This is a genomic window from Modestobacter sp. VKM Ac-2984 (genome assembly GCF_026967985.1).
Lineage (GTDB): Bacteria > Actinomycetota > Actinomycetes > Mycobacteriales > Geodermatophilaceae > Modestobacter.
This window is the reverse complement of sequence record NZ_JAPVBJ010000009.1, coordinates 110,159-133,047: the sequence shown is the minus strand read 5'-3', so window position 1 is coordinate 133,047 and position 22,889 is coordinate 110,159. Positions and strand designations below refer to the sequence as shown.

At 75.4% G+C, this 22,889-nt stretch carries 18 protein-coding genes and 1 pseudogene; 10 read left to right on the top strand and 9 right to left on the bottom strand.

The annotated features are described in order from the left end of the window. Positions 1–138: 138 nt before the first annotated feature. Together O2W16_RS17850 and O2W16_RS17845 are read right to left on the bottom strand one after the other, a co-directional pair. Positions 139–1,593 carry a DEAD/DEAH box helicase gene (locus tag O2W16_RS17850; protein WP_269160164.1) on the bottom strand — a complete coding sequence of 485 codons (1,455 nt, stop codon included), beginning with the start codon at positions 1,591–1,593 and terminating at the stop codon, positions 139–141. A 567-nt stretch (positions 1,594–2,160) separates the two neighbouring features. Continuing rightward, positions 2,161–3,681 carry an aldehyde dehydrogenase family protein gene (locus O2W16_RS17845; RefSeq protein WP_269160163.1) on the bottom strand — a complete coding sequence of 507 codons (1,521 nt, stop codon included), beginning with the start codon at positions 3,679–3,681 and terminating at the stop codon, positions 2,161–2,163. A 250-nt stretch (positions 3,682–3,931) separates the two neighbouring features. On the opposite strand from O2W16_RS17845, the gene O2W16_RS17840 reads away from it, so the two are divergent. Further along, positions 3,932–4,234 (top strand): GlsB/YeaQ/YmgE family stress response membrane protein, encoded by a 303-nt coding sequence (locus tag O2W16_RS17840; RefSeq protein ID WP_269160162.1) that lies wholly within the window; start codon positions 3,932–3,934, stop codon positions 4,232–4,234. A gap of 104 nt (positions 4,235–4,338) precedes the next feature. Beyond that, positions 4,339–7,287, top strand: coding sequence for a sacsin N-terminal ATP-binding-like domain-containing protein (locus O2W16_RS17835; RefSeq protein WP_269160161.1), 2,949 nt, complete (start codon positions 4,339–4,341; stop codon positions 7,285–7,287). 62 nt (positions 7,288–7,349) lie between these two features. Here O2W16_RS17835 and O2W16_RS17830 read toward each other — a convergent pair whose 3' ends face one another. After that, entirely contained in the window at positions 7,350–7,730 is a 381-nt protein-coding gene (locus O2W16_RS17830; protein WP_269160160.1) for a hypothetical protein, read from the bottom strand. Positions 7,731–7,974: 244 nt separating this feature from the next. Continuing rightward, the gene (locus O2W16_RS17825; RefSeq protein WP_269160159.1) at positions 7,975–8,313 is read right to left on the bottom strand and encodes a hypothetical protein; all 339 of its coding nucleotides are present in this window, start codon (positions 8,311–8,313) and stop codon (positions 7,975–7,977) included. A 111-nt stretch (positions 8,314–8,424) separates the two neighbouring features. Here O2W16_RS17825 and O2W16_RS17820 point away from each other — a divergent pair, with 111 nt between their 5' ends. Continuing rightward, positions 8,425–9,546 carry a 5-methyltetrahydropteroyltriglutamate--homocysteine S-methyltransferase gene (locus tag O2W16_RS17820; protein ID WP_269160158.1) on the top strand — a complete coding sequence of 374 codons (1,122 nt, stop codon included), beginning with the start codon at positions 8,425–8,427 and terminating at the stop codon, positions 9,544–9,546. A gap of 192 nt (positions 9,547–9,738) precedes the next feature. After that, entirely contained in the window at positions 9,739–10,086 is a 348-nt protein-coding gene (locus O2W16_RS17815; RefSeq protein WP_269160157.1) for an STAS domain-containing protein, read from the top strand. An 81-nt stretch (positions 10,087–10,167) separates the two neighbouring features. Here O2W16_RS17815 and O2W16_RS17810 read toward each other — a convergent pair whose 3' ends face one another. Both O2W16_RS17810 and O2W16_RS17805 read right to left on the bottom strand, forming a co-directional pair. Further along, positions 10,168–11,031: a DUF1206 domain-containing protein gene (locus tag O2W16_RS17810; RefSeq protein ID WP_269160156.1), complete on the bottom strand. Its 864-nt coding sequence runs from the start codon at positions 11,029–11,031 to the stop codon at positions 10,168–10,170. Positions 11,032–11,068: 37 nt separating this feature from the next. Next, entirely contained in the window at positions 11,069–11,905 is an 837-nt protein-coding gene (locus O2W16_RS17805; RefSeq protein WP_269160155.1) for a DUF1206 domain-containing protein, read from the bottom strand. Between the two features lie 160 nt (positions 11,906–12,065). On the opposite strand from O2W16_RS17805, the gene O2W16_RS17800 reads away from it, so the two are divergent. The 5 genes and pseudogenes from O2W16_RS17800 to O2W16_RS17780 all read left to right on the top strand — a co-directional run. Further along, a complete protein-coding gene (locus O2W16_RS17800; RefSeq protein WP_269160154.1) occupies positions 12,066–12,707 on the top strand; it encodes a hypothetical protein in 642 nt (213 codons plus the stop codon). A 384-nt stretch (positions 12,708–13,091) separates the two neighbouring features. Further along, complete coding sequence (locus O2W16_RS17795; protein ID WP_269160153.1) at positions 13,092–14,342, top strand: cytochrome P450; 1,251 nt, start codon at positions 13,092–13,094, stop codon at positions 14,340–14,342. Positions 14,343–14,394: 52 nt separating this feature from the next. Further along, positions 14,395–15,186, top strand: a complete 792-nt coding sequence (locus O2W16_RS17790) for an alpha/beta fold hydrolase (RefSeq protein ID WP_269160152.1) — start codon at positions 14,395–14,397, stop codon at positions 15,184–15,186. Next, positions 15,177–17,471: a SpoIIE family protein phosphatase gene (locus tag O2W16_RS17785; protein WP_269160151.1), complete on the top strand. Its 2,295-nt coding sequence runs from the start codon at positions 15,177–15,179 to the stop codon at positions 17,469–17,471. The genes O2W16_RS17790 and O2W16_RS17785 overlap by 10 nt, the downstream gene beginning before the upstream one ends. 60 nt (positions 17,472–17,531) lie before the next feature. Beyond that, positions 17,532–18,539: pseudogene (locus O2W16_RS17780) on the top strand (Acg family FMN-binding oxidoreductase); the annotation flags it as partial. A 6-nt stretch (positions 18,540–18,545) separates the two neighbouring features. Here the strand turns inward: O2W16_RS17780 and O2W16_RS17775 are convergent. Continuing rightward, positions 18,546–20,879 carry a HelD family protein gene (locus O2W16_RS17775; protein WP_269160149.1) on the bottom strand — a complete coding sequence of 778 codons (2,334 nt, stop codon included), beginning with the start codon at positions 20,877–20,879 and terminating at the stop codon, positions 18,546–18,548. 151 nt (positions 20,880–21,030) lie between these two features. Between O2W16_RS17775 and O2W16_RS17770 the strand changes: the two genes are divergently transcribed. Beyond that, complete coding sequence (locus O2W16_RS17770) at positions 21,031–21,765, top strand: alanyl-tRNA editing protein (protein ID WP_269160148.1); 735 nt, start codon at positions 21,031–21,033, stop codon at positions 21,763–21,765. Positions 21,766–21,801: 36 nt separating this feature from the next. Here the strand turns inward: O2W16_RS17770 and O2W16_RS17765 are convergent, their stop codons facing one another. Both O2W16_RS17765 and O2W16_RS17760 read right to left on the bottom strand, forming a co-directional pair. Continuing rightward, positions 21,802–22,374 carry a mycothiol transferase gene (locus O2W16_RS17765; protein WP_269160147.1) on the bottom strand — a complete coding sequence of 191 codons (573 nt, stop codon included), beginning with the start codon at positions 22,372–22,374 and terminating at the stop codon, positions 21,802–21,804. A 27-nt stretch (positions 22,375–22,401) separates the two neighbouring features. Then, the gene (locus O2W16_RS17760; RefSeq protein WP_269160146.1) at positions 22,402–22,827 is read right to left on the bottom strand and encodes a DUF1810 domain-containing protein; all 426 of its coding nucleotides are present in this window, start codon (positions 22,825–22,827) and stop codon (positions 22,402–22,404) included. Positions 22,828–22,889 lie beyond the last annotated feature (62 nt).

Genomic DNA, 22,889 nt, shown 5'->3' with positions numbered 1-22,889 from the left:
TTCCGGGGATGGTGCAGTTCTCAACATCATCATCCGGGTCGCCGGGGGCTCCCGCGACCGGGGCCGGGCACGAGAACGGGCTGCGGGCGGCCTCAGCAGTGCTGAGACCGCCCGCAGCCCGGGGTGATCAGCTCAGGGTCAGCGTCCGGTGCGCCCGCGGCCGCGGCCGGCACCGCTGGGGGCCTGACCGGCCCGGGAGGCGAGCTCGGCGCGGGTCCGGGCCGGTCCGGCCGAACGGGTCTGCCCGCCGCGGCCACCGCCGGAGGACGACGCGGGGGCCGCGCCGCCACCGCCACCGGAGCGACGACGGCGGCCGCCGTTGCCGCCCCCGCCGGTGCCCTGCGGCTGCGGGGCCGCCACCGGGGCCGGCTCGACGTACGGCGCGGCCGGGCCGGTCAGCGCGGTGATCTCCCGGGCGCCGGGCTTGATCGCCGACACGTCCGGGGTGATCCCGGCCTGCCGGGCCAGGGTGCGGACCTCGCCGGCCTGGTCGGGCGTGGCGATGGTGACCACGATGCCGCCGGCACCGGCCCGGGCGGTCCGGCCCGAGCGGTGCAGGTAGGCCTTGTGCTCGGCCGGCGGGTCGACGTGCACGACGATCGCCACGTCGTCCACGTGGATGCCGCGGGCGGCGATGTCGGTCGCGCAGAGCACCCGGGTGTCGCCGTTGCTGAACGCCTCGAGGTTGCGCTCGCGGGCGTTCTGGCTGAGGTTGCCGTGCAGGTCCACGGCGGGCACGCCGGCGGCGGTCAGCTGCTTGGCGAGCTTCTTGGCCTGGTGCTTGGTGCGGGTGAACATCACCGTCCGGCCCAGCCCGGAGGCGAGCTCCTGGACGATCTGGCCCTTGTCGGCGGCGTCGACCCGAAACACGTGGTGGGTCATCGTCGAGACCGGGGCCACGGCCGGGTCGACCGAGTGCGTGGTGGGGCTGGACAGGTAGCGCTTGATCAGCACGTCGACGCCGTTGTCCAGGGTGGCGGAGAACAGCAGCCGCTGACCGACCTTGGGGGTGCGGTCCAGCAGGCGCTTGACGCCGGGCAGGAAGCCCAGGTCGGCCATGTGGTCGGCCTCGTCCAGGATGGTGATCTCCACCGCGCCGAGGTCGGCGTGGCGCTGGTTGATCAGGTCCTCCAGCCGCCCCGGGCAGGCGATCAGCACGTCGACGCCGGCGGCGAGCGCCTGCACCTGCGGGTTCTGCCCGACACCACCGAAGACGACGGTGGTCTTCATGCCCAGCGCGCGGGCCAGCGGGTCGACGACGGCGGCGACCTGGTTGGCCAGCTCGCGGGTCGGCACCAGGATCAGCGAGCGCGGGCGCTTGGGCTGGCGCTTGGTGGTGGAGCCGGCCAGCCGGGCGACCAGCGGGATGCTGAAGGCCAGCGTCTTGCCCGAGCCGGTGCGCCCGCGGCCGAGCACGTCCCGGCCGGCCAGGGTGTCCGGCAGCGTGGCGACCTGGATCGGGAACGGCGCGGTGATGCCGCTGGCGGTGAGCACCTCGACCAGGGGCGCAGGCACCCCGAGCTCGGCGAAGGTGGTGTCGGTGGGCAGCACGGTGGCGACGTCGCCGGCCGGCACGACCGGGGCGACGGGCACGGCCTCGGCTGCGCGGGTCTCCCGGTCCTGCGGGGTGCGGGTGTCGGCCGGCTGGCCCTCCGGGCGGGGGCCGGTACCGCGACCGCGCCCGCCGCGACGGCGGCGGTTGCCCTCCGAGCTGCCCTCAGCCGACGGTGCGGCGGGGCCGTGCCCAGCGGGGCCATGGCCAGCAGGTGCCTGGCCAGCAGGTGCCTGGCCAGCAGGTGCCTGGCCAGCAGGGGCCTGGCCGGCGGGGGCCGACGGGCGGGTGGCGCGACGGCGCGGGCGGTCAGCGCTGTCGTTCTGGGCAGGGGGGAAGGCGTTGGTCATCTATGGGTCCTCAACAGTCCGGTGGCCACCGTTCGTCCACCGGGCGCAGGGCACCATCGCTGGGCCGCTGAACGTCATCCGGGGCGGACGTCGGGTCGCCGGCGCGCCTCGGTGGCGCAGCCTCGCGCCGACGTCGAGTCCACCTGCTCTCGGATGAGCGGGGGGCGGCGCCGGTCCCGCTCACTCTGCCAGACGTGGCCGGTCACCGGGCGCAGCCGGGGGAGGGACTGGTCACATCGAGGGGCCCGTGACCGCTCCTCAGCGGTGGCGACCGTGCACCAGCCGCATCACCCGGGCGAGCGCGTCGGCCGCGCCGGCCGGACGGCTGAAGCTCATCAGGTCCACCGGCAGCCCGACCCGTTGCCGGGTGATCGCCTTGGCCCGGGTGAACTCGCGCAGCCCGTCCTCGCCGTGGATCCGGCCGAACCCGCTCTCGCCCACCCCGCCGAAGGGGAGCGCCGGCACCGAGACGAAGGTGAGCACCGAGTTGATCGACGTCATCCCGCTGCGCATCCGGCGGGCCAGGTCCATCGCCCTGTCCGCCGACCCGCTGAACACCGAACCGCCCAGCCCCATGCTGGAGTCGTTGGCCCGCCGCAGGCCCTCCTCGGCGTCGGGCACCTCGGTGATGGTCAGGGTGGGGCCGAACGTCTCCTCGCGGACGGCGGCGGAGCTCTCCGGCACGCCGAGCAGCACGGTGGGGGCGATGAACCCGCCGTCCACGGTGCCCCCGGTCACCGCGCGCCCACCGGCGGCCGTCGCGTCGTCCAGGTGGCGGCGGACGACGTCGGTCTGGCTCGCCATGGTCATCGGGCCGTAGCTGGCGCCGTCGTCCGAGCCGGGACGCAGCGCGGCCGTCCGCCGGGTGACCTCGGCGACGAACCGGTCGTGGACGGCGCTGGTGGCGTACACCCGCTCGATGCCGATGCAGGTCTGCCCGGCGTTGCTCATCGCGCCCCACACCGCGGCGCCGGCGGCGGCGCTCACGTCGGCGTCGTCGTCGACGATCATCGCGTCCTTGCCGCCGCACTCCATGAGCACGGGCGTGAGCGTCTCCGCGCAGACCGCCATCACCTTCCGGCCGGTGGCGGCCGACCCCGTGAAGGCCAGCTTGTCGACCCCGGCCCGGCAGAGCGCCGCACCGGTCTCGCCGGAGCCGGTCACCAGCTGCAGGACGTCGGCGACGTCGGGGACCGCCGCTCGCCACGCCGCGACCAGCCAGTCGCCGATCGCGGGGGTGAACTCGCTGGGCTTGAAGACGACGGCGTTGCCGGCGGCCAGCGCATAGGCGATCGAGCCCATCGGGGTGAAGACCGGGTAGTTCCACGGTCCGATCACGCCGACGACGCCCAGCGGCTGGTACTCCAGGTACGCCGCGTGGTTGGCCGCGAGCGCCCCGGCCCTGACCCGGCGGGGGCCGAGGGTCTTCTCCGCGTGGCCGGCGGCCCAGGCCAGGTGGTCGATGGCGAGGGTGATCTCCAGGACCGCATCGGCGTGCGGCTTGCCGTTCTCCCGGTGCACGAGGTCGGCGAGCTCGTGCACCCGCCGGGCGAGGTGACCGCGGTAGGCCGCCAGCCGGAGCCGCCGTTCGGCGAAGCCGAGGGCGGCCCAGGAGGCGGCGGCGGGGTGCGCCCGGGTCACGGTCTCCCGGACGGCGTCGGCGTCGTGGACCGGGAACACCGCGACGACCGCGCCGGTGGCCGGGTCCGTCGACTCGAACGTGGCCAGGCTGCCGGCGGACGCGGCCGAGACCTCGGGCACCTGCTCGCTGAGCGACATGTGACGCAGGTTACTGAGTTGGTCGGGCCGATGCGCCGCAGTGCAGCAGACCGTGGTGGGGCACGTCACGATGCGTGAGGGAGATCATCGGCGGCAGAGGGAAACCGCTGGTCGAGCCATGATCGTGCGCGAGCGAATGGCCGCCAGTGGGCTCCGTGGTCACTCAATGTGATGAACATTGATCATCTTCGCGTTTGGGCACGTTCCCACCTGGGGACATGATCATCTGCTTCTGGAGACGCCAGGACGCATGACGGTCCGCCGTCGGAAGAAGGAGGCACTCGTGCTCTGGAACATCATCGTGCTCATCGTGGTCGGTCTGATCGCCGGGTTCATCGCCCGCGCCGTCGTCCCCGGCAAGCAGGACCTCGGCATCGGCCTGACGATCGTGCTCGGCATCGTCGGCTCGCTGGTCGGCAACCTGCTCGGGAGCCTGTTCACCGGCAACGGCTTCGAGCTCGGCACCGCCGGCATCATCGGTTCGATCATCGGCGCGATCGTCGTGCTCGGGATCTACGTCGCGGTCACGGGGCGCAAGCACGTCTCCCGCTGACGGGAGTCGCACTCCCCGACACGTCGAGGGCCCGGCCTGCACAGGCCGGGCCCTCGGCGTCTGTCCGGGGACCTCGAGCGCGGGTCCTCCGGCATGCTGCCCCGGTGTCCACCCCCGCCGAACTCCGCCGCCGGGTGCTGGCCGCCTGGACCGACTCCCCGGCCCGGTTCCGGGAGGACGCCAACGCCGAGGAGGACCTGGTCCGCGGTGGCTACCGCGACCGCCTCCTCGTCGAGCTCGCCCAGAACGCCGCCGACGCGGCGAGCCGGGCCGGGGTGCCGGGGCACCTCCGACTCGACCTGACCGAGGGCGTCCTGCGGGCCGCCAACACCGGGGCGCCCCTGGACGACGACGGCGTGCAGGCGCTGGCGACCCTGCGGGCGTCGGCCAAGCGGGACACCGGCGACAGCGTCGGCCGCTTCGGGGTCGGTTTCGCGGCCGTGCTCGCGGTGACCGACGAGCCGGCCGTCCTCTCCACCGGCCGCTCCGTGCGGTTCAGCGCCGCCGACACCCGGGGGGCGGTGGCCGCCGTCCCCGCACTCGAGACCGAACTGGCCCGTCGGGACGGTGCGGTCCCGGTGCTGCGGCTGCCGTTCGAGGTCGACGGCCGGCCCGCGGCCGGGTTCGCCACCGAGGTCGTGCTGCCGCTGCGACCGGACGCCGCCGAGGCAGTGCGGGCGTCGTTGCAGTCACTGGAGGCAGAGGTGCTGCTGGCGCTGCCGGCGCTGACCTGGGTCGAGGTGGTGCTCGACGGCCGGGTGCGCAGCCTCACCCGCTCCGACCACGGTCCGCGGGTCCGGCTGGGCGACGACGACAGGACGACGACCTGGCAGCTGCTGCAGCGCACCGGTGAGCTCCCGTCGGCCCTGTTCGCCGACCGCCCGGTCGAGGAGCGCGAGCGCCGCCGGTACGCCGTCACCTGGGCCGTCCCGGTCGACGACGACGGGGTGCCGGCCCCGTTGGCCGGCCGCCAGGTGCTGCACGCGCCGACCCCGAGCGACGAGCCGCTGTCGCTGCCCGCCCGGCTGATCGCCCCCTTCCCGCTGGGCCCGGACCGCCGGCACGTCGCTCCCGGCCCGGTCACCGACGCGCTGGTCGAGGTCGCCGCCGCGGGCTACGTCGACCTGCTCGCCGGGCTGCCCGCCGACCCGGCGCTGCTGCAGCTGGTGCCGGCCGTCGGGCTGGCGGCCGCCGAACTGGACGCCGCGGTGTGCCGGGCGGTACTCGGCCGGCTCACCACGGCCGCATGGCTGCCGGCCGCCGACCCGGAGGAGCCGCCGCTGCGCCCGGACCGGGCCGTGGTCCTGGACGACCCGACCGAGGAACGCGTCGCCGCCCTGGTCGGTGTGCTCCCCGGTCTGCTGCCCGCGGGCTGGTCCCGGCGCACCGACGCCCGGGTGCTGGCCGCACTGGGCGTGCGGCGCGCCGGGTGGGCCGACGTGGTCGAGGCGGTTCGCGGGGTGCGGCGGCCGGGGGAGTGGTGGGCCCGGCTCTACGGCGCGCTGGACGGCGCCGACCGGGACGAGCTCGCCGCCCTGCCGGTGCCGCTGGCCGACGGGCGGACGGCGCAGACCCCGGCCGGTGTGCTGCTCGTCGACGAGTCGCTGCCCGCCGGGCGACTGGCTCCGCTCGGGCTGCGGATCGCCGACCCGGCCGCGGCGAGCGGTCCGGCCCGGCGGGTGCTGGAACGACTGGGTGCACGGCCGGCGACCGCGGCGGCGGTGCTCGCCGACCCGGACGTCCGCGCGGCCGTGGAGAACTCGCTGGACCGGGCGGACGACGGGGAGGACGTCGAGCCGCTGGCCGTTGCCGTCCTCGCGCTCGTCGCCGCGGCCGGCCCGGTCCCCGGCGAGCTCCCGTGGCTGGCGGAGCTGGCCCTGCCCGACGACGACGGCGGCTGGGCGCCCGCCGGTGAGCTGGTGCGCCCCGGGTCACCGCTGGCCGACGTGCTCGCACCCGGGGCGCTCGGCGCGCTCGACCCGGCGTTCGCCCGCGCCCAGGACGTCGACGCACTGCGTGCGGTGGGGGTGCTGGACACCTTCGCCCTGGTGACCGCCGAGGACCCCGACGAGCTGGACGTGGACCGGGTCGAGGAGTGGGCGGACGCCGTCCTGGACCGGCTGCCGGCCGATGCGCCACCGCCGGAGTGGCCGGTGCTGACCGGCGTGCGGGACCTCGAGCTGGTGCGCGACTGGGACCGCGCGCTGCCGCTCCTGGCCGCCCTGCCCCCGGCTGCCCGGGCCGACGTCGACCTCGGCGGCACCGCCGTCCCGGGGTACCTGCGCTGGTGGCTGCGGACCTCGCCGGTGCTGCACAGGGCGCTGCCGGCCCGGCTGCGGGCACCCGGTGCGGTCGAGTTGCAGGGACTGTACGAACCGGTCGGGGACCTCCCCGCCGCGGTGCTCGACCTGCTCGCCGTCCCGGCCACCGTGACGGACGTGCTGGCCGACGTGGACGACGCGATCGACCTGCTCGACCGGCTCGGCGACCCGGCCCGCACGGTCTCCCCAGCCGTGCTGCGCACGGTGTACGCCCAGCTCGCCGCGGCGCTGGACGGTGTGGACGTCGAGCCGCCGCGGCGGGTGCGGACGGCGCCGGACCAGGTCAGCGCCGAGGCGGTCGTGCTGGACGCGCCGTGGTTACAGCCACTGGTGTCATCGGCCGTGGTCCCCGCTGGGGGCCGGCCGGTCGCGGTCGCCGACCTGCTGGACGTGCCGCTGGCCAGCGAGCAGGTCGGCGCCCGGGTCACCAGTCGCCCGGCTCGGACCGTGGGCTGGGCGGAGGTGCCCGGTGCCGGACTGGCCGCCGCCCGGCTGGGGCTGGCCGAGCTCACCGGGTCGGTCGCCGTCCACCCGACGCTGACCGTGACCGGCGGGGTCGAGGTGGCCTGGTGGCCCGGCGCCGACGTCGACGCGGTGGACGGGACACCGGCCGCCCTCGGCCGGGCGCTGGCCTGGCGGTCCGGGGCCTGGCCGTTGCGCCAGGCGCTGGCCGAGGCGTTCGCCCATCCGCACCGCGCGGCCGAGTTCGCCGCCGAGGACGCCGTCGGCTGACGGTCCCCGTCCTCCTCCCGCGAGCTCCGTGGGGAGGAGGACGGGGCCGGCGCGCTCCGCGCTCAGTAGTAGCGCGGGATCGCCTGCGCGCCGGGTGCGTGGCCGTGCCGGCTGTCCGGGCGCGGGCCGTGACCGGGGGCCCGGCCCCCGGCACGCGGCGCCCGTTCGTGGGCCAGCCAGGCCTCGTGCAGGGAGAGCCAGTGCGCAGCAGTGAGGTCGCTCGCCCGTGAGGTCGGGGACAGGCCCTCGGCGTGCAACCAGCGCACCCCGGCGGTGCCGGGCAGCAGCCCGCGCAGCACCGCGCCGAGCGCGGCCGGGCGGCCGGCGCCGGGGGCGGCGAGGACCGCGTGCGTCAGCCGGTCGAAGCCGTCGTGGGCGTCGTCGGGGAGCCGGCCGCGGGCCGCGCCGGCCGGGCCGTCGAGGGCAGGGGTGGGTCGTGACACGGGGGCCTCCAGGAGGGGCAGCGGGCAGCCCGCGACATCGGCGCAGGCACGCCGGAGAGGGAGAGGAGCGGTCTCGGCCGGTCGTCGGACCGGCGGACGGCGGGGCCGCGCAGCAGCGCCCGCGGATCAGCTCAGGAGGTGTGCAGCCGCAGCCGCAGGAAGGTGTCGCCCATGTCGAGGACGGTAGGGACGGCGTCCGTTCCCGTCCACCGGATATCGGCTCAGCCGGCCACCGGTTGTCGGCTCAGGACGCCGTGCGGTCGTCCGCGGTCGAGGCCCCGGTCGTCCGGTCCTCGGCGGCGCGCGCCTTGGCGGCCTGCCGCGCCTGGTGGGCGGCGTAGCGGGCGGTGTCCTTCTCCCGGCGGGGGGCGTTCTTCTCCCACTTGGCCTTGCGCCGCCGGGCGCGGGCGAGCTCGCGGGTCTCGAAGTCCGGGTGCTGGGACCAGGTGCTGGACAGCTGGACGACCACGACCGCGGCAGCGCCGAAGATCAGCACGACCGAGCCCAGGATGACGTCCGTGCCGAAGGCCAGCACGGTGAGGACGACCCAGGCCACCCCGGCGACGACGGTCCGCTTCGACATGCCGTCCAGTATCCGCCTGCCGGCTGTGCAGCCGGCGTGGCCTCGGGCACCCCGTGCGGCCCGGCGTCGTTCGGACAGGCCGACGCGCGGCAGGTCGAGCATGCTGGGCAGATGTCCGACCGTTCCGGCCCACCGTTCCGCGCCGACCACGTCGGCAGCCTGCTGCGCCCCCCGGCCCTGCTCGACGCCCGAGCCCGGTTCGCCGCCGGGGACGTCGACGCCGCCGAGCTGCGCGGGATCGAGGACGAGGCGATCGCCGACGTCGTCCGGATGCAGGCCGACGTCGGCCTGTCGACGGCCACCGACGGGGAGTTCCGCCGCGCGTCCTGGCACATGGACTTCATCTACGCGATCAACGGCATCAGCAAGGTCCAGGAGAACATCGAGGTCCACTTCAGGAACGCCGACGGGACGATCGACTTCACCCCGGCCGGCCTGCGGGTCGAGGGGCCGCTGTCGATCGACGAGCCGATCTTCGGCCCCGACCTGGCCTTCCTGCAGTCCCAGGTGCAGCCCGGGCAGACGGCGAAGCTGACCATCCCCTCGCCTTCGATGGTCCACTACCGGGGCGGGGCCGCGGCGATCGACCCGGCCGTCTACCCGGACGAGGACGCCTTCTGGGACGCGCTGTCGGCCGCCTACCGCCAGCAGGTGCAGGCGGTCGCCGCCCAGGGGTGCACCTACCTCCAGCTCGACGACACCAGCCTCGCCTACCTCAACGACCCGGCGCAGCGCGCGGAGCTCGCGGAGCAGGGGCGCGACGCCGAGCACCAGCACGAGCGGTACATCCGGCAGATCAACGCCGCCCTCGCCGGCCGGCCCGAGGGGCTCACGGTCACCACGCACATGTGCCGGGGCAACTTCCGGTCCTCCTGGGTCGCCGAGGGCGGGTACGACTTCGTCGCCGAGGCGTTGTTCGGGGGGCTGGAGGTCGACGGCTTCTTCCTGGAGTACGACGACGCACGCTCCGGTGGCTTCGAGCCGCTGCGGTTCGTGCCGCCGGGCAAGCGGGTCGTCCTGGGGCTGGTAACCAGCAAGCGGCCGGAGCTGGAGGACAAGGACCACCTCAAGCGCCGGATCGAGGAGGCCGCCCAGTACGTGCCGCTGGAGCAGCTGGCGCTCTCGCCGCAGTGCGGCTTCTCCTCGACCGTCGAGGGCAACGCCCTGACCCGCGACGAGCAGATCGCCAAGCTGGCCCTGGTGGTGGAGACCGCGCAGGAGGTGTGGGGCTGACACGCCGAGCCTGTGGGATCGCTCCCTCGGCGTGGCGGGGCGCGCCACGCCGAGGGCCACTTGTGCCCAACCGACCTGTTCCCTAGCGTTCGCAGTGCGGTTCAACCACCAGCCGCGACCGAGTGCACGCTGCTCGGCGCACGAGGCCGGTCGGCGACGCCACCGGTCACGCGAGCTACGCCGGAGGTCCGCATGACCGCACTCAACGTCGACATCGACCCCACCCGCATCGACGTGCACGCCGCCACCTCGTCGGCCGGCTGCACCGTCTCCGTCAGCGGTGAGGTCGACTCCGCCACCGCCCCCGGGCTGCGCGGCTGTCTGCTCGAGGTCGTCCAGCGCCCGGACACCACGACCGTGGAGGTCGACCTGCGCGGGGTCACCTTCCTCGACTCCGCCGGGCTCTCCGCCCTGGCGACCGCCCACCGGGCAGCAGTGGCCGCCGGCCGCGAGCTGCGGGTGCGGTGCGGGACGACGCGCGCCGTCGTCCGGCCGCTGCAGATCACCGGCCTGTGGGACGTCTTCACCGTCGTCGACTGATCCAGCGGTCACGCCCCCGGTGACCGAGCACACGTCCGCCGCACCACCAAAATGGCCATTTTGGTGCTCGGGTGGGGCGGGTCAGGTGGCGGGGTCGCGGTCGGGGTAGCGGGCCCGGACCAGCGCGTAGACGCCGAACGCGGCGAACCCGACGGCGACCGCGGTGAGCAACCAGCGCCCGGTCGGCACGCCGCCGATCGCGTTCATGGCACCATCCAGCCCAGTCGCGGTCGACACGTCGCGGGTGGCCGCCGCGTACACCAGCAGACCGCCGGAGACGGTGAAGGCGACCCCCTTGGCCACGTAGCCGACTGCGCCCAGCCGCTGGATCCGCGTCGCCCACTCGTCGGGGACGGAGTCCAGGTCGACGTCGCGCATGAACTTGCCGGTGACCCCACGGACGAGGAAGTACAGCCCGACCGTGGCGACGCCGAGCCCCACGGCGAGGACCAGCGCCGATCCGCCGGGGATCTCCAGCGCGTCGTCGGTCATCGCCTGGAACCGCTCGTCGGCCTGGTATCCGGCACCGACGGCGAAGAACAGGGCCGTCACCGCCAGCACCGCATAGACGACCGCCTTCGCCGCGCACTTGGTGCAGACGACGGCGGCGCGCAGCCGGCGCGCGGGGTGCAGCAGCCCGGTCCACCAGCGCAGCACCTCACCGGCCTGCCAGAACGAGAGGGCGAACAGCCCCAGACCGATGACCCACAGCAGCACCCGGCCGCCGGGGGAGCCGGAGATCGCCTGCAGGGCACCGGTCTGGTCGGCGTCCTCGGTGCTCGGCTGCACGGACCAGGCGATCCGGGACGCCAGCCAGCCGATCAGCAGGTGCAGCACGCCGTAGGCGACGAGCCCCACCCGGGCGAGGTGCTCGAGGACGGGGTGGTCGGTGACCTCCCGGGCCCGGGCGACCGCGTCGTGCACCCGCTGCGGGACGACGTTCACCACGCTGATGCTGCCGGAGCAGCCCGGCCGGCGCCGGTCAGGTCCGCTCGGGGAAGCGGGCGCGGAAGAGGCAGAAGACGCCGAACGCGGCGATGCCCAGGGCGACCAGCGTCAGCAGGGCCTGACCGAACGGCGCGGACAGGATGGTCTGCATCGCGTCGTCGAGGCCGCCGGCCTTGTCCGGGTCGAAGGTGATCGCCGCCCAGCCGAGGAGGGCACCGACGACCGCCAGGGCGACCCCCTTCGCCGGGTAGCCCACCTGACCCAGCCGCTCGATCAGCCGGCGCTGGGTCGCCGAGGCGTCGACGGTGTCGATCTCCTTGAGGAACCGCTTGGTGACGCCCTTGTGCACCAGGTAGGCGCCCACCCCGAGCAGCGCGAGCGCCGCCGCCCCGACCAGGTAGCGGCCACCGGGCCAGCCGAGGACACCGGCGACCGCCTGCTCCTCCTGTCCCGAGCTGGACTGCCCACCACCGGTGGCGAACCGGATCGCGGTGTAGGCCAACACCAGGTAGATGACGGTCTTGGCGATCGCCTTGGCGATCGTGGCGAGCGCGTCCTTCCGCGCATCGCCCGAGGCCTGCAGGCCGGCCCGGTGACGCAGCACCTCGGCCAACTGCCAGACGGCCAGCGCGAGCAGGCCCAGGGCCAGCACCCACAGCAGCGCCTTCCCGAACGGCTGCGCGGCCAGGGTGGACATCGCGCCCGACTGGTCGGCCGAGCCGCCACCGCCACCCCAGGCCAGCTGCAGCGACAGCCAGGCCAGCAGCAGGTGGACGACGCCGTAGGCGATGAGCCCCACCCGCGCCAGGTGCTCCAGTGCATCGCTGTTGCCTGCCTGGTCGGCTCTCGCCGCGGTTCCCGAGGTGCCCATGACCGTTCCTCCTGTGTCGCCGTGTGCTCGGCGAACGCCTGTCGCAAGCGGCGATCAGCGTGGCACAGCAGCAGGTCCACCGCCGGGGGAGCGCACGCAGGCCAGGTGGCGGTACCGGTCCGTGCGGGACGGATCCCGGTCGGTGAGGGAGACTGGCGGCGTGACGAACGCCGTGACCGCCGGCCGGCAGGCCGGGAGCTCCCCGATCACCCCGCCCACGCCGGAGCAGGCCCGCTCCACCTGGCCGCGGATGGCGGTGCTGGGCGTCGCCCTGCTCGCCCTCGGGGTCCTGGCGCTGACCTGGGCGGGGGTCGGTCCGCGGGTGCTGCTCGGCGCGATCGGCCTGTTCGGCGTGGTCCGGGGGGTGGCGCTGCTGCGCGGCGCCCGCACCGGTGCGGTGCAGCGCACGGCCGCACTGGTCGGCGCGGGAGGCGTCTGGTTCGGGGCCCTCGCCATCGGCCTGGCCCTGCTGTCGGCGACGGCGACCGGCTGGCTGTTCGTCGCCGCCGGTGTGGTCGCGCTGCCGGTCCTGGCCGTCGCCGCCGCCGACCGCCGTCCGCTGGCCCTGGCCGGTGCCGTGCTGGTCGCAGCCGCTGCGGTGGCGGTCGCCGTGCTCGGCGGCGTCGACGCCCTGCTGGCCACGGCGCGTGTCCTCGCCGCGGCCGCGGTCGTGACCCTGGGCCTGGCCAACCTGGCCGGTGCCGTCGGCATGGCCCGGATCGCCCGCCGGCCCGCGCCGGCTCCGGCAGCCGGTTGCGGTGGCTGCGCGTGCGGTGCCGGCGGCTGCGGTTCCGGGGGCTGAGCACCCCCGTCCCCTGGCACGGCCGTGCGCCGTCCAGTCGTCTCGCGCCGGACATCTGCCCGTCACCAGCGCGGCCTAGCGTCGATTCCGTGGTGGCCGGGAGACCCCTGGTGCACCGCAGGGGGAGGCCGGGGACACCGGCCGGGCGAGAGGAACGGGACGATGCGCACGATCGAACGCACGCTGTGGACGTGCGAGAACTGCCACCGCAGGAACGCCAGCGCGCGCAAGCGCTGCGCCGAGTGCGGCACCACCCGGCACTGATCAGCACCACCCGCGGCCGCGCGCAACGGGGCGCCGGCCCGGAGGGTCCGCGCACCCGGGCGTGACCCGATCGCCGGTTTCCCCGTCCACCGGATGGGCAACGCAGACCCCGTGATCCGCATGCCCCGGTTGGACCAGTCGATCCCGATGTTGGCCAGGGGCTATGCCTGGCTGCCCGATCTGCGCCGCGCCGTCGGCCGGGACAGCGTGCGCACCCGGTTGATGATGCGCCCGACGCTCGGCGTCGAGGGGGCCGGTGGCGCCCGGTTCCTCTACGACGAGCGCAACGTGCGGCGCAGCGGTGCGCTGCCGGAACCGGTCGTCAGCACCTTGTTCGGCCACGGGGCCGTGCACACCCTCGACGGCGAGGCCCACCGGGTGCGCAAGGCGATGTTCGTGCACCTGCTGATGGGCGAGGGGATCGGCGACCTCGTCGACCGGGTCACCTCGGCCTGGGACGAGGCCGTGCCGCGCTGGGCCCAGCAGCCGCAGGTCGTGCTGATGGACGCCGCCGCCGAGGTGCTCACCCGCGGCGTCTGCGACTGGGCGGCGGTGCCGGTGACCGACGAGGAGCTGCCGGCGCTGGCCCGCGACCTCACCACCATGGTCGACAGCTTCGCCACCGGAGCTCCTCGGCACTGGCGGGCCCGCCGGGTGCGGCAGCGGCGCGAGGCCTGGCTGGCCGGCATCGTCGAGGAGGTGCGCGGCGGCCGGCGGACCGTGCCCGCGGGCTCGGTGGTCGACGTCGTCGCCGGCCACCGCGACTCCGACGGGGAGCTGCTGGAGCCGCGGGTGGCCGCGGTGGAGGTGCTCAACGTCATCCGCCCGACCGTCGCGGTCTGCTGGTTCGTCGGCTTCACGGCGCATGCGCTGCACCACTGGCCGGGCATGCGGGAGCGGCTGCGCACCGGCGAGCCGGCGTTCGCCACCGCGGTGGCCCACGAGGTCCGGCGGTACTACCCGTTCGCTCCCTTCATCGGCGGCCGGTCGCCGCGCGAGGTCGAGTGGGAGGGGGAGACGGTGCCCGCCGGGGCGATGGTGCTGCTGGACCTGTTCGGGCAGAACCACGACCCCGAGCTCTTCCCGGAGCCCTACGCCTTCCGGCCCGAGCGCTTCCTGGACGGTGCGGGAGCCGGAGCCGCGGTGCGCCGGATCGGCCCGTGGGAGCTGGTGCCCCAGGGGGCCGGGGACCCGCGCACCGGGCACCGCTGCCCGGGGGAGGACATCACCGTCGCGCTGCTGTCGGCGCTCGCCGTCCGGCTGGCCCGGCTGCAGTACAGCCTGCCGCCGCAGGACCTGGAGATCTCCCTGCGCCGCATCCCGGCCCGACCGGCCAGCGGGGTGCTGCTCACCGCTGTCCGCCCCGACTGAGCGGCAGGCGCACCCTGGTACCGGAACCCACGTGTCGCGTAGGTTCGCGGGCATGAGCGTCCGCACGCGGCACGACGTCCGTGTGAGTGGCCGACCCGGGGGGCGGCCGATGGTGTTCGCGCACGGCTACGGCTGCGACCAGAACATGTGGCGCTTCATCACCCCGGACTTCGAGGTCGACCACCAGGTGGTCACCTTCGACCACGTGGGCTTCGGCCGCTCCGACCTCTCGGCCTACGACCCGGTGAAGTACAACTCCCTGCGCGGGTACGCCGCGGACGTCGTCGAGGTCATGCGCGACCTGGAGCTGAGCGACGCGGTCTTCGTCGGGCACTCGGTGAGCGCCATGATCGGGGTGCTGGCCCACGCCCAGGCCCCCGAGCTGTTCGGGGCGATGGTCATGGTGGGGCCCAGCGCCCGGTACGTCGACGACGGGGACTACGTGGGGGGCTTCTCCCGCGCCCAGATCAAGGACCTGCTGGACAACCTGGACGCCAACCACCTGGGCTGGTCGACCGCGATCGCGCCGGTGATCATGGGCAACCCGGACCGGCCCGAGCTGGCTGCCGAGCTGACCAACAGCTTCTGCCGCACCGACCCCGACGTGGCGCGGCAGTTCGCCCGGGTGTCCTTCCTCTCCGACAACCGGGCCGACCTGCCCGGCGTCGACGTGCCCACCCTGGTGCTGCAGTGCTCGGAGGACGTGATCGCGCCGGAGACGGCCGGTCGGTACGTGCACGAGCACATCGCCGGCTCGACCTTCACCCAGCTGACCGCCACCGGGCACTGCCCGCACCTGAGCGAACCCGAGGAGACCACGGCCGCCATCCGGGCGTGGTCGTGACGGCGTCCCGCACGGCCGACTCCGAGCGGCGCCGTGGGGACGGCGACCGGGCCCGGCTGGACCAGTTGCTCGAGGACGACCCGGCCGACCTGTACGAGAACGCGCCCTGCGGCTACCTGTCCACGCTCCCGGACGGGACGATCGTCAAGGTCAACCGCACCCTCTGCAGCTGGCTGGGCCGCCCCGCCGAGCGGGTGCTGCGCACCCGGCTGCGCGATCTGCTCAGCGTCGGCGGGCAGGTCTTCCACGACACGCACCTCGCGCCGCTGCTGCGGATGCAGGGTGCCGTCCGTGAGGTCGCGCTGGACGTCGTCCGGGAGGACGGCACGGCGCTGCCGTGCCTGGTGAACGCCGTGGAGCTGCGCGATCCCGAGGGCCGGCCGTTGATGGTCCGCGCGACCTTGTTCGAGGCCACCGCCCGGCGCCGGTACGAACGGGAGATCCTGGCCGCACACCGGGCCGCGGAGCTCTCCGAGATGCGGTCCCGGACGCTGCAGCAGGTCGTCGTGGAGCTGGCCGGCGCGACGTCGGTGGCCGACGTCGCCTCGGTCGTCGTGCAGCAGGCGCGGACGGCGTTGCGCAGCCGCGGGGCCGCGCTGCTGCTGGTCACCGGCGGCCCGGTCGTCCCGGACGGCAGCGCCGCCGACGCCGGGACGCGGTCGGAGCTCGTCGTCGCCCGGTGCGACGGGCTGCCGGAGGCGTTGCTGCACCAGCTGGCCACGGCGGCCGACGGGCGGATCGCCCTGGAGCTGGCCGAGGGGCTGCGGGTGGTCGTCCCCGACGAGCGGCTGCACGGCCGGCGGCCCGAACTGGCCACCGCGCTGGAGGAGGCCGGCCTGCACGCGCTCGCCGTCGTCCCGGTGTCCGCCGACACCCGGCGCCTGGGCGTGCTGCTGCTCGGCCTGGGCAGCTCGGCCGACGACCTCATCGACCTGGACGAGCCCCGGGACGGTGCGCTGTCCGACGGCGACGTCGACCTGCTGTGGACGCTCGGTCGCCAGGCCGGTCAGGCGCTGGAACGGGCGCGGCTGCACGAGGAGACCACCCGACAGGCCGCGCGCTCGGCCTTCCTGCTGCACGCCGCGCGGCTGATGGCCGGGGCGGCCGGGGTGGCCGAGACCATCGACCGACTGTCGGAGCTGGCCGTGCCCCGGCTGGGCGACGTCTGCCTGCTGGACCTCGTCAGCGAGCACGGGGCCCGGCGGGTGATGGCCCGGCACGGCGACCCGGCCCGCCAGCACCTGGTCGACAGCCTGCTCGAGTGGGCGCCGCCGGCGCGGGAGCTGCCCCATCCGGCCCGCCGGGCGCTGGCCGAGGGCCGCACCCAGTGGTTCACCGCACCCGACGAGGCCTGGCTCGCCTCGGTGGTCCGCGACCCCCGGGAGCTGGCGGCGGTACGTGCGCTGGAGCTGTCCAGCATCGTCAGCGTCCCGCTGATCGCGGAGGGGCGTTCGCTCGGGGCACTGACCCTGAGCACCGACCGGCGCCGCGGCCCGTTCAGCGCCGCCGACGTCGAGGTGGTCGAGCAGCTGGCGCACCAGGTGTCCCTGGTGCTCAGCAAGGCGCAGCGGTACGAGCTGGAGTCGCGCACCTCGCACACGCTGCAGGCCACCCTGCTGCCGCCGCAGCCGCCCGCGGTGCCGGGGATGACCGTCGCCGTGCGCTACCTGGCCGCGACCTCCGGCGTGGAGATCGGCGGCGACTTCTACGACGTCGCGACGCTGCCCGGCGAGCACGTGGCGATCGCCGTCGGCGACGTGGTCGGCCATGACATCACCGCGGCGGCGACGATGGGCCAGCTGCGCAGCGTGTACCGGGCACTACTGGTGGAGGCGCCGCCGCCGTCCGCCGTCATCGACCGGCTGCAGGCCAGTTGGCCGTTGCTCGGGCTGCACCGGATGGCCACGGCCCTCTTCGCCACCCTCGACCTGCCCACCGGGCTGCTGCACGTCGCCTCGGCCGGTCACCCGCCGCCGCTGCTCATCGTCGACGGGCGCGCGGAGTACCTGCCGGTGGTGCCCAGCCGGATGCTCGGTGCGCCCCCGGCGCCGGCCGTCGAGTGGAGCGGGGTGGTACCGGCGGGCGCGACGCTGCTGCTGTTCACCGACGGCCTGGTGGAGAGCCGGACCAGTGACCTGGACGCCGGCCTGGCCCGGCTGCGCGCGGCGGCCGAGCGCTGGGCCGCCGCGGGCGCCGACGAGCTCTGCGACCGGCTGCTGGCGGAGCTGGCCGGTCCGCACCGCGCCGACGACATCGCGCTGCTGGCGCTCACCCGGGACGCCTGACCCGGGACCTTCGGCCCCTGCCCTGCGGCTCGTTCCCGGGGAGGCTGGGGGAGACGTACCCGAAGGCGACAGGAGACCGACATGCCGGACCAGGCGCAGTGGACCCAGGTCGTGGAGCAGGCGGTGCGGGCACCGTCGATCCACAACACCCAGCCCTGGACGTTCACCGCCGCCGGCGACCGGCTGGAGGTGCGGCGCGACAGCTCCCGGGCCCTGCCGGCGATCGACCCCACCGGCCGCCAGCAGGTGCTCAGCTGCGGGGTGGCCGTGCACTTCGCGGTGGTGGCGCTGCGGGCCGCCGGCTTCGCCACCGACGTCGACCTGGTGCCGGACCCGGCCGATCCGGAGCACCTGGCCACCGTGCGGGTGGTGGGGCCGGCCGAGCCCAGCGCCTCCGACGTCCGGCTGGCCGCGGCGATCGACGCCCGGCACACCGATCGTGCGCCGTTCCTCGCCGAGCCGCTGCCGGCCGGGCTGGTCGACCGGCTGCAGGCCGAGGCCGGCCGCGACGGCGTCTGGCTCAAGCCGATCAGCCGGGTGGAGGAGGAGGCGGCGGTCGCCGTGCTGCTCGACCAGGGCGAGCAGCAGGAGTTGCGGGACCCGGCCTACCTGGCCGAGCTGCAGGCGTGGACCCGCACCGACCCCGAGGCACCGGACGGCGTGCCGGTCGCGGCGCTGCCCACGGAGGGCCGCGCGACGAACTTCGCCGTCCGCGACTTCGCCGGTGGCGGCGGACCGCACGACGTCCCGGCGACGCCGGCCGACGACGACCCGCCACCGCCGGTCGAGCACCCCTCCGTCGTGCTGCTGGGCACCGCGGCCGACGACCGGGCGGCCTGGGTGCAGGCCGGGACGGCGCTGGGCCGGCTGCTGTTGTCGATCACCGACGCGGGGCTGGCTGCCTCACCGCTGACCCAGGCCCTGGACCAGGGCTGGGTGCGCAACCGGCTGACCGCCCGGCTCGACCTGGTCGGTCACCCGCAGATGATGCTGCGGCTGGGGCGCCCGTCGGGCGAGCAGGTGACCACCGGACGGCGGCCGGTGGCCGAGGTCCTCCAGGTCGGCTGACCCGGCTCAGACCTGCGCCTCGTCCCGCTGGGGCTCGGTCAGCCGGTCCAGCTCGCGGGGCAGCTCGCCGGGGTGCAGCACGGTCAGCCGCTGGGTGGGCCGGGTCAGCGCCACGTACAGGTCGCTGTGCCCGCGCACGCCCTCGGCCAGCACCGCCGCCGGGTCGACGAGCAGCACGGAGTCGAACTCCAGGCCCTTGGCGTCGGCGGGCACCAGCACGACCGGCCCGGCGGAGGAGTCCGCGGCCGGGCCGCTGGAGACGGCCGGCCAGCGGGTCCGCAGGCAGTCGACCGCGTCGTCGACGCGGCTCGGCGGCACGATCACCGCGACCGTGCCCCCGGCGGCGGCCAGCTCGGCGGTCACGTCGGCGAGCCGGGGCAGCAGCGTCGCCTCGGTCACCCGCTCGGCGACCGGCGGCACCCCGGTGCTGCGCACCGACCGGGGTGCGGTGGTGCCGGCCCCGCCGGCGGCCAGCACGTCGGCGGCGACCGCCATGACCTCCGCCGGGGTCCGGTAGTTCACCGTCAGCTGGGCCAGCCGCCACTGCACGCCGGCGTGCGGCGTGAGCACCGCGCCCCAGTCGGTGGCGCCGGCCAGGCTGCCGGTCTGGGCCAGGTCGCCGACGACGGTCATCGACCGGGTGGGGCACTTGCGGGCCAGCAGCCGCCAGGTCATCGCCGACAGCTCCTGCGCCTCGTCGACCACCACGTGCCCGAAGGTCCAGGTGCGGTCGGTCGCGGCCCGTTCGGCCGCGGACCGGACGTCGACCTCGGCCTCGCGGTCGGCGAGCATCTCGGCGTCCAGCAGGTCGCCGGCGGTCAGCTCCTCGCCATCCTCGTCGTCGTCGAGGTCGGTGGACCGGGAGCCGTACAGGAGGTCGAGGGTCTCCTGCGCCTCGTCCCGGGCCTGCCGGCGGCGGCGCGCCTCCTGAGCCCGCTCGGCGCTGTCGTCGTGACCGAGGAGCTCGTCGGCCTCCTCCAGCAGCGGCACGTCCGCCGGGGTCCACGGTGCCCCGGCCGGGCGGGCGAGCAGCGCGCGGTCCTCGTCGGTCCAGCCCTTGGTCGCCCGCTGGATGCGCTCGGGGGAGGACAGCAGGTCGCCGAGCAGCTGCTCGGCGGTGAGCACCGGCCACATCTCGTCCACCAGCGCCCGGACGGCGGTCTCCCCGGCGATCTCCTGCCGCAGCGCGTCCAGGTCGCGGGAGTCCAGCAGGCTGCCGCCGCCGCGCACGTCGGCGCCGATCCGGTCGGCGTAGCGCTGGGCCACCAGGTCGACCAGTGCCCGGCGGAACGCCGGCCGGCCCAGGTTGTGCAGCCGGGACGCCCGCCGGCCGGCGGTGCGGCAGCGGGTGAGGTCGACCGAGCGCAGCTTGATCGACACCCCGTCGATGCGCAGCTCCCGGACGCCGCGGGGCACCGTCTCCCGGTCGCGGACGGCGGCCTTGAGCACGTCGACCATCGCCAGCCGGCCCTTCACCTCCGCCACCTGCTGGCTCTCCTGGCCGCGGGCGTCCAGGCCGGGGCGCAGCTGGCCGAGCCCGGCGAGCAGCACCCCGGTCTCACCGAGCGCAGGCAGCACGTCGGCGATGTAGCGGAGGAAGGTGGGCGTGGGCCCGACGACGAGCAGTCCGCTGCGGGCCAGCCGGTCGCGGTGCGTGTAGAGCAGGTAGGCGGCGCGGTGCAGGGCGACCGCCGTCTTCCCGGTCCCCGGGCCGCCCTGCACGACCAGCACCCCGCGCGCGTCGCTGCGGATGATCGCGTCCTGCTCGGCCTGGATGGTGGCCACGATGTCGGCCATCCGGCCGGTGCGCTGCGCGGTGAGCGCGGCCATCAGCGCCGCCTCGCCGGTCAGCGCCGGCCCGTCGGTCTCCTCGGGGCGCACGGTGAGCACCTCGTCGTTGACCGCGGTGACCGCGCGGCTGCGGGTGCGGATGTGCCGGCGGCGCACCACGCCCTCGGGCCGGAACGGCGTCGCGGTGTAGAAGGGCCGGGACGCCGGGGCGCGCCAGTCGACCAGCGCCGGGTCGCCCGCGGGGTCGTCGGCGGGCAGCCCGACCCGGCCGATGTAGAGCGGGGCCGGCTGCTCCTCCCGGTCCAGCCGGCCGATCACCAGCCCGTGGTCGGCGGCGTCCAGCGCGGTGATCCGCTGCGAGTGGAAACGCGCGGCGGCCTCCCGCTCGCCGAGGGACTGCGGGTTGATCACCGGGCTGGCCAGCGCCTGCCGGAACCGGGTCACGGCGAGCTCCCGAGCGGCGTCCAGCCGTCGGTAGAGGTCGGTGACGGCGGCCTGCTCGGCGGAGACGGCCGGCTCGGGGGCGGCGTCCTGGGACGGGCTCGACAACTTCGGCTGCTCCTCGGACGGGGTGGCACGCGGACGGGGCGCTGCGGCGACTGGCAACCGTACGTGCTTCAGGGGTCTTCCCCGACCCCGCGGGCGACTGGACTGCGGGTGGACTGGTCCGCACCCGGCCCGTGGCGGGCAGGATGCCGGCATGGCCGCTGCGCACGCCGGACACACCCACCGCCTCGACCTCGCCGACGCCACCGTGCGGGAGTGGGACGCCACCGTGGTCGCCGCCGACCCCGAGCAGGGGATCGTGCTGGACCGCTCCGCGTTCTACCCGGGCGGCGGCGGGCAGCCCCCGGACCAGGGGGTGCTGCTGTGGGGCGGGGTGCGCACCCGGATCGCCGGCACCCGCCGTGGCGACGAGCTCTACCTGCTCCCGGTCGAGGGCGACCCGCTGCCACCGGCCGGGACGGCGGTGCGCGGCGCGCTGGACGACGAACGCCGCACCGCGCTGATGCGCACCCACTCCGGGCTGCACGTGCTCACCGGCGTCGTCTTCCGTGACTTCGGCGCGCTCGTCACCGGCGGCACCATGGAGCCGCTGACCGCCCGGATGGACTTCGACCTCGCCGAGGTGCCGGCCGACTTCAAGGACCGGGTGGCCGAGTCGGTGAACGCCGAGCTGGCCGCCGACCGCCGGATCGAGGTCCGGGAGCTGCCGCGGGAGAAGGCGTTCGCGATCCCGGACATCATCCGGACCGCGACCAATCTGCTCCCGCCGGACATCGAGGTGGTGCGGATCGTGGACATCGTCGGGCTGGACACCCAGGCCGACGGCGGCACCCACGTGGCGTCGACGGCGATGGTCGGCCGGGTCGAGGTGGTGAAGGTGGAGAACAAGGGCCGCGGCTTCCGCCGCCTCCGCGTCCGGATCGTGTGACCACCACGATGGCCATTTTGGTGGCTGCGGGGTGGGTCAGCCGACCGGGCGGTGGCCGACCCGGGGGTGCCAGCCGGGTGGGGGGTCCTCACCGACCAGGCCGTCGACGGCCTCACGGAGCAGGTCGGCGTGCCCGGTGTGCCGGCCGTACTCCTCGATGAGGTCGCACAGCAGGCGGCGCAGACCGGCGTGCTCGCCGTCCGGGCCGGTCAGCTCGACCCGCTGGTCCATCCCGCCGGCGGCCAGGGCGGCGTCCCACCGGGCGCGGGAGCGCGCGACGGCGTCGTCCCACAGCGCGTAGAGCCGCTCGGGGGAGTCGTCCGCGGCGGAGGTGAAGGCCCAGTCGCCGCCGCCCCACTCCGACTCCCACGGCTCACCGATCGGCGCGCCGCTCAGCCGTCCGGTGGAGCAGTCGTCCTCCACCAGCGCCAGGTGCTTGAGCAGGCCGCCGAGGGTGAGGGCGGAGGCGCCGATCCGGGTCTGCAGCCCGGCGGTGTCCAGGTCGGCGGCCTTCCAGCGGAAGGTGGTGCGCAGCCGGCCCAGCGCCCCGAGCAGGTGCTCGGCCTCGGTGCCGGCGAAGGGCGGTTCCCAGGGCGTGTCCTCGCTCATGGCGGCACCGTAGGGCCAGCGGTCGTCCTACAGCCGGGACGTCGTCGCGGCGTCCTCGGCGCCGGCGAAGTACTGGTCCAGGACCTGGCCGAACAGCGGCTCGTCGGGCGCGGCCCGGGCGAACAACGTCATCGACGAGCGCAGCTTCTGCGCGTCGATCGACCCCAGGACGGCGACCGGGTCGTCGGTGTCCAGCGCGGTGAGCGCCCGGGCGCACTCGCGCAGTCGGGGGTCGAGCACTGGGTGGGCCAGGTACGCGCGGGCCTCGTCGAGCCCGCTGATCGCGTACCGCTGGGCCATCGCGCTGCTGCCGAGACCGGTGAGCTGCGGGAGCACGAACCACATCCAGTGGCTGGTCTTGCGCCCGGCGCGCAGCTCGGCCAGCGCCTGGTCGTAGGTGCCGCCGGAGTCCTGCGCGTCGACGAACCGGGACAGGGAGAAGGGATCGGTCACCCGGCCACCCTGCCCCCCCAGCGGGCCGGGACACACCGCACCCGGTAGAACCGACACCGGAC

Coding starts and splice junctions, on each gene's coding strand:
- O2W16_RS17770 (WP_269160148.1), top strand. CDS start 21,031: ATGGCCGCTGCGCACGCCGGACACACCCACCGCCTCGACCTCGCCGAC.
- O2W16_RS17840 (WP_269160162.1), top strand. CDS start 3,932: ATGACGGTCCGCCGTCGGAAGAAGGAGGCACTCGTGCTCTGGAACATC.
- O2W16_RS17825 (WP_269160159.1), bottom strand. CDS start 8,313: ATGTCGAAGCGGACCGTCGTCGCCGGGGTGGCCTGGGTCGTCCTCACC.
- O2W16_RS17805 (WP_269160155.1), bottom strand. CDS start 11,905: ATGGGCACCTCGGGAACCGCGGCGAGAGCCGACCAGGCAGGCAACAGC.
- O2W16_RS17845 (WP_269160163.1), bottom strand. CDS start 3,681: ATGTCGCTCAGCGAGCAGGTGCCCGAGGTCTCGGCCGCGTCCGCCGGC.
- O2W16_RS17790 (WP_269160152.1), top strand. CDS start 14,395: ATGAGCGTCCGCACGCGGCACGACGTCCGTGTGAGTGGCCGACCCGGG.
- O2W16_RS17815 (WP_269160157.1), top strand. CDS start 9,739: ATGACCGCACTCAACGTCGACATCGACCCCACCCGCATCGACGTGCAC.
- O2W16_RS17765 (WP_269160147.1), bottom strand. CDS start 22,374: ATGAGCGAGGACACGCCCTGGGAACCGCCCTTCGCCGGCACCGAGGCC.
- O2W16_RS17795 (WP_269160153.1), top strand. CDS start 13,092: ATGCCCCGGTTGGACCAGTCGATCCCGATGTTGGCCAGGGGCTATGCC.
- O2W16_RS17820 (WP_269160158.1), top strand. CDS start 8,425: ATGTCCGACCGTTCCGGCCCACCGTTCCGCGCCGACCACGTCGGCAGC.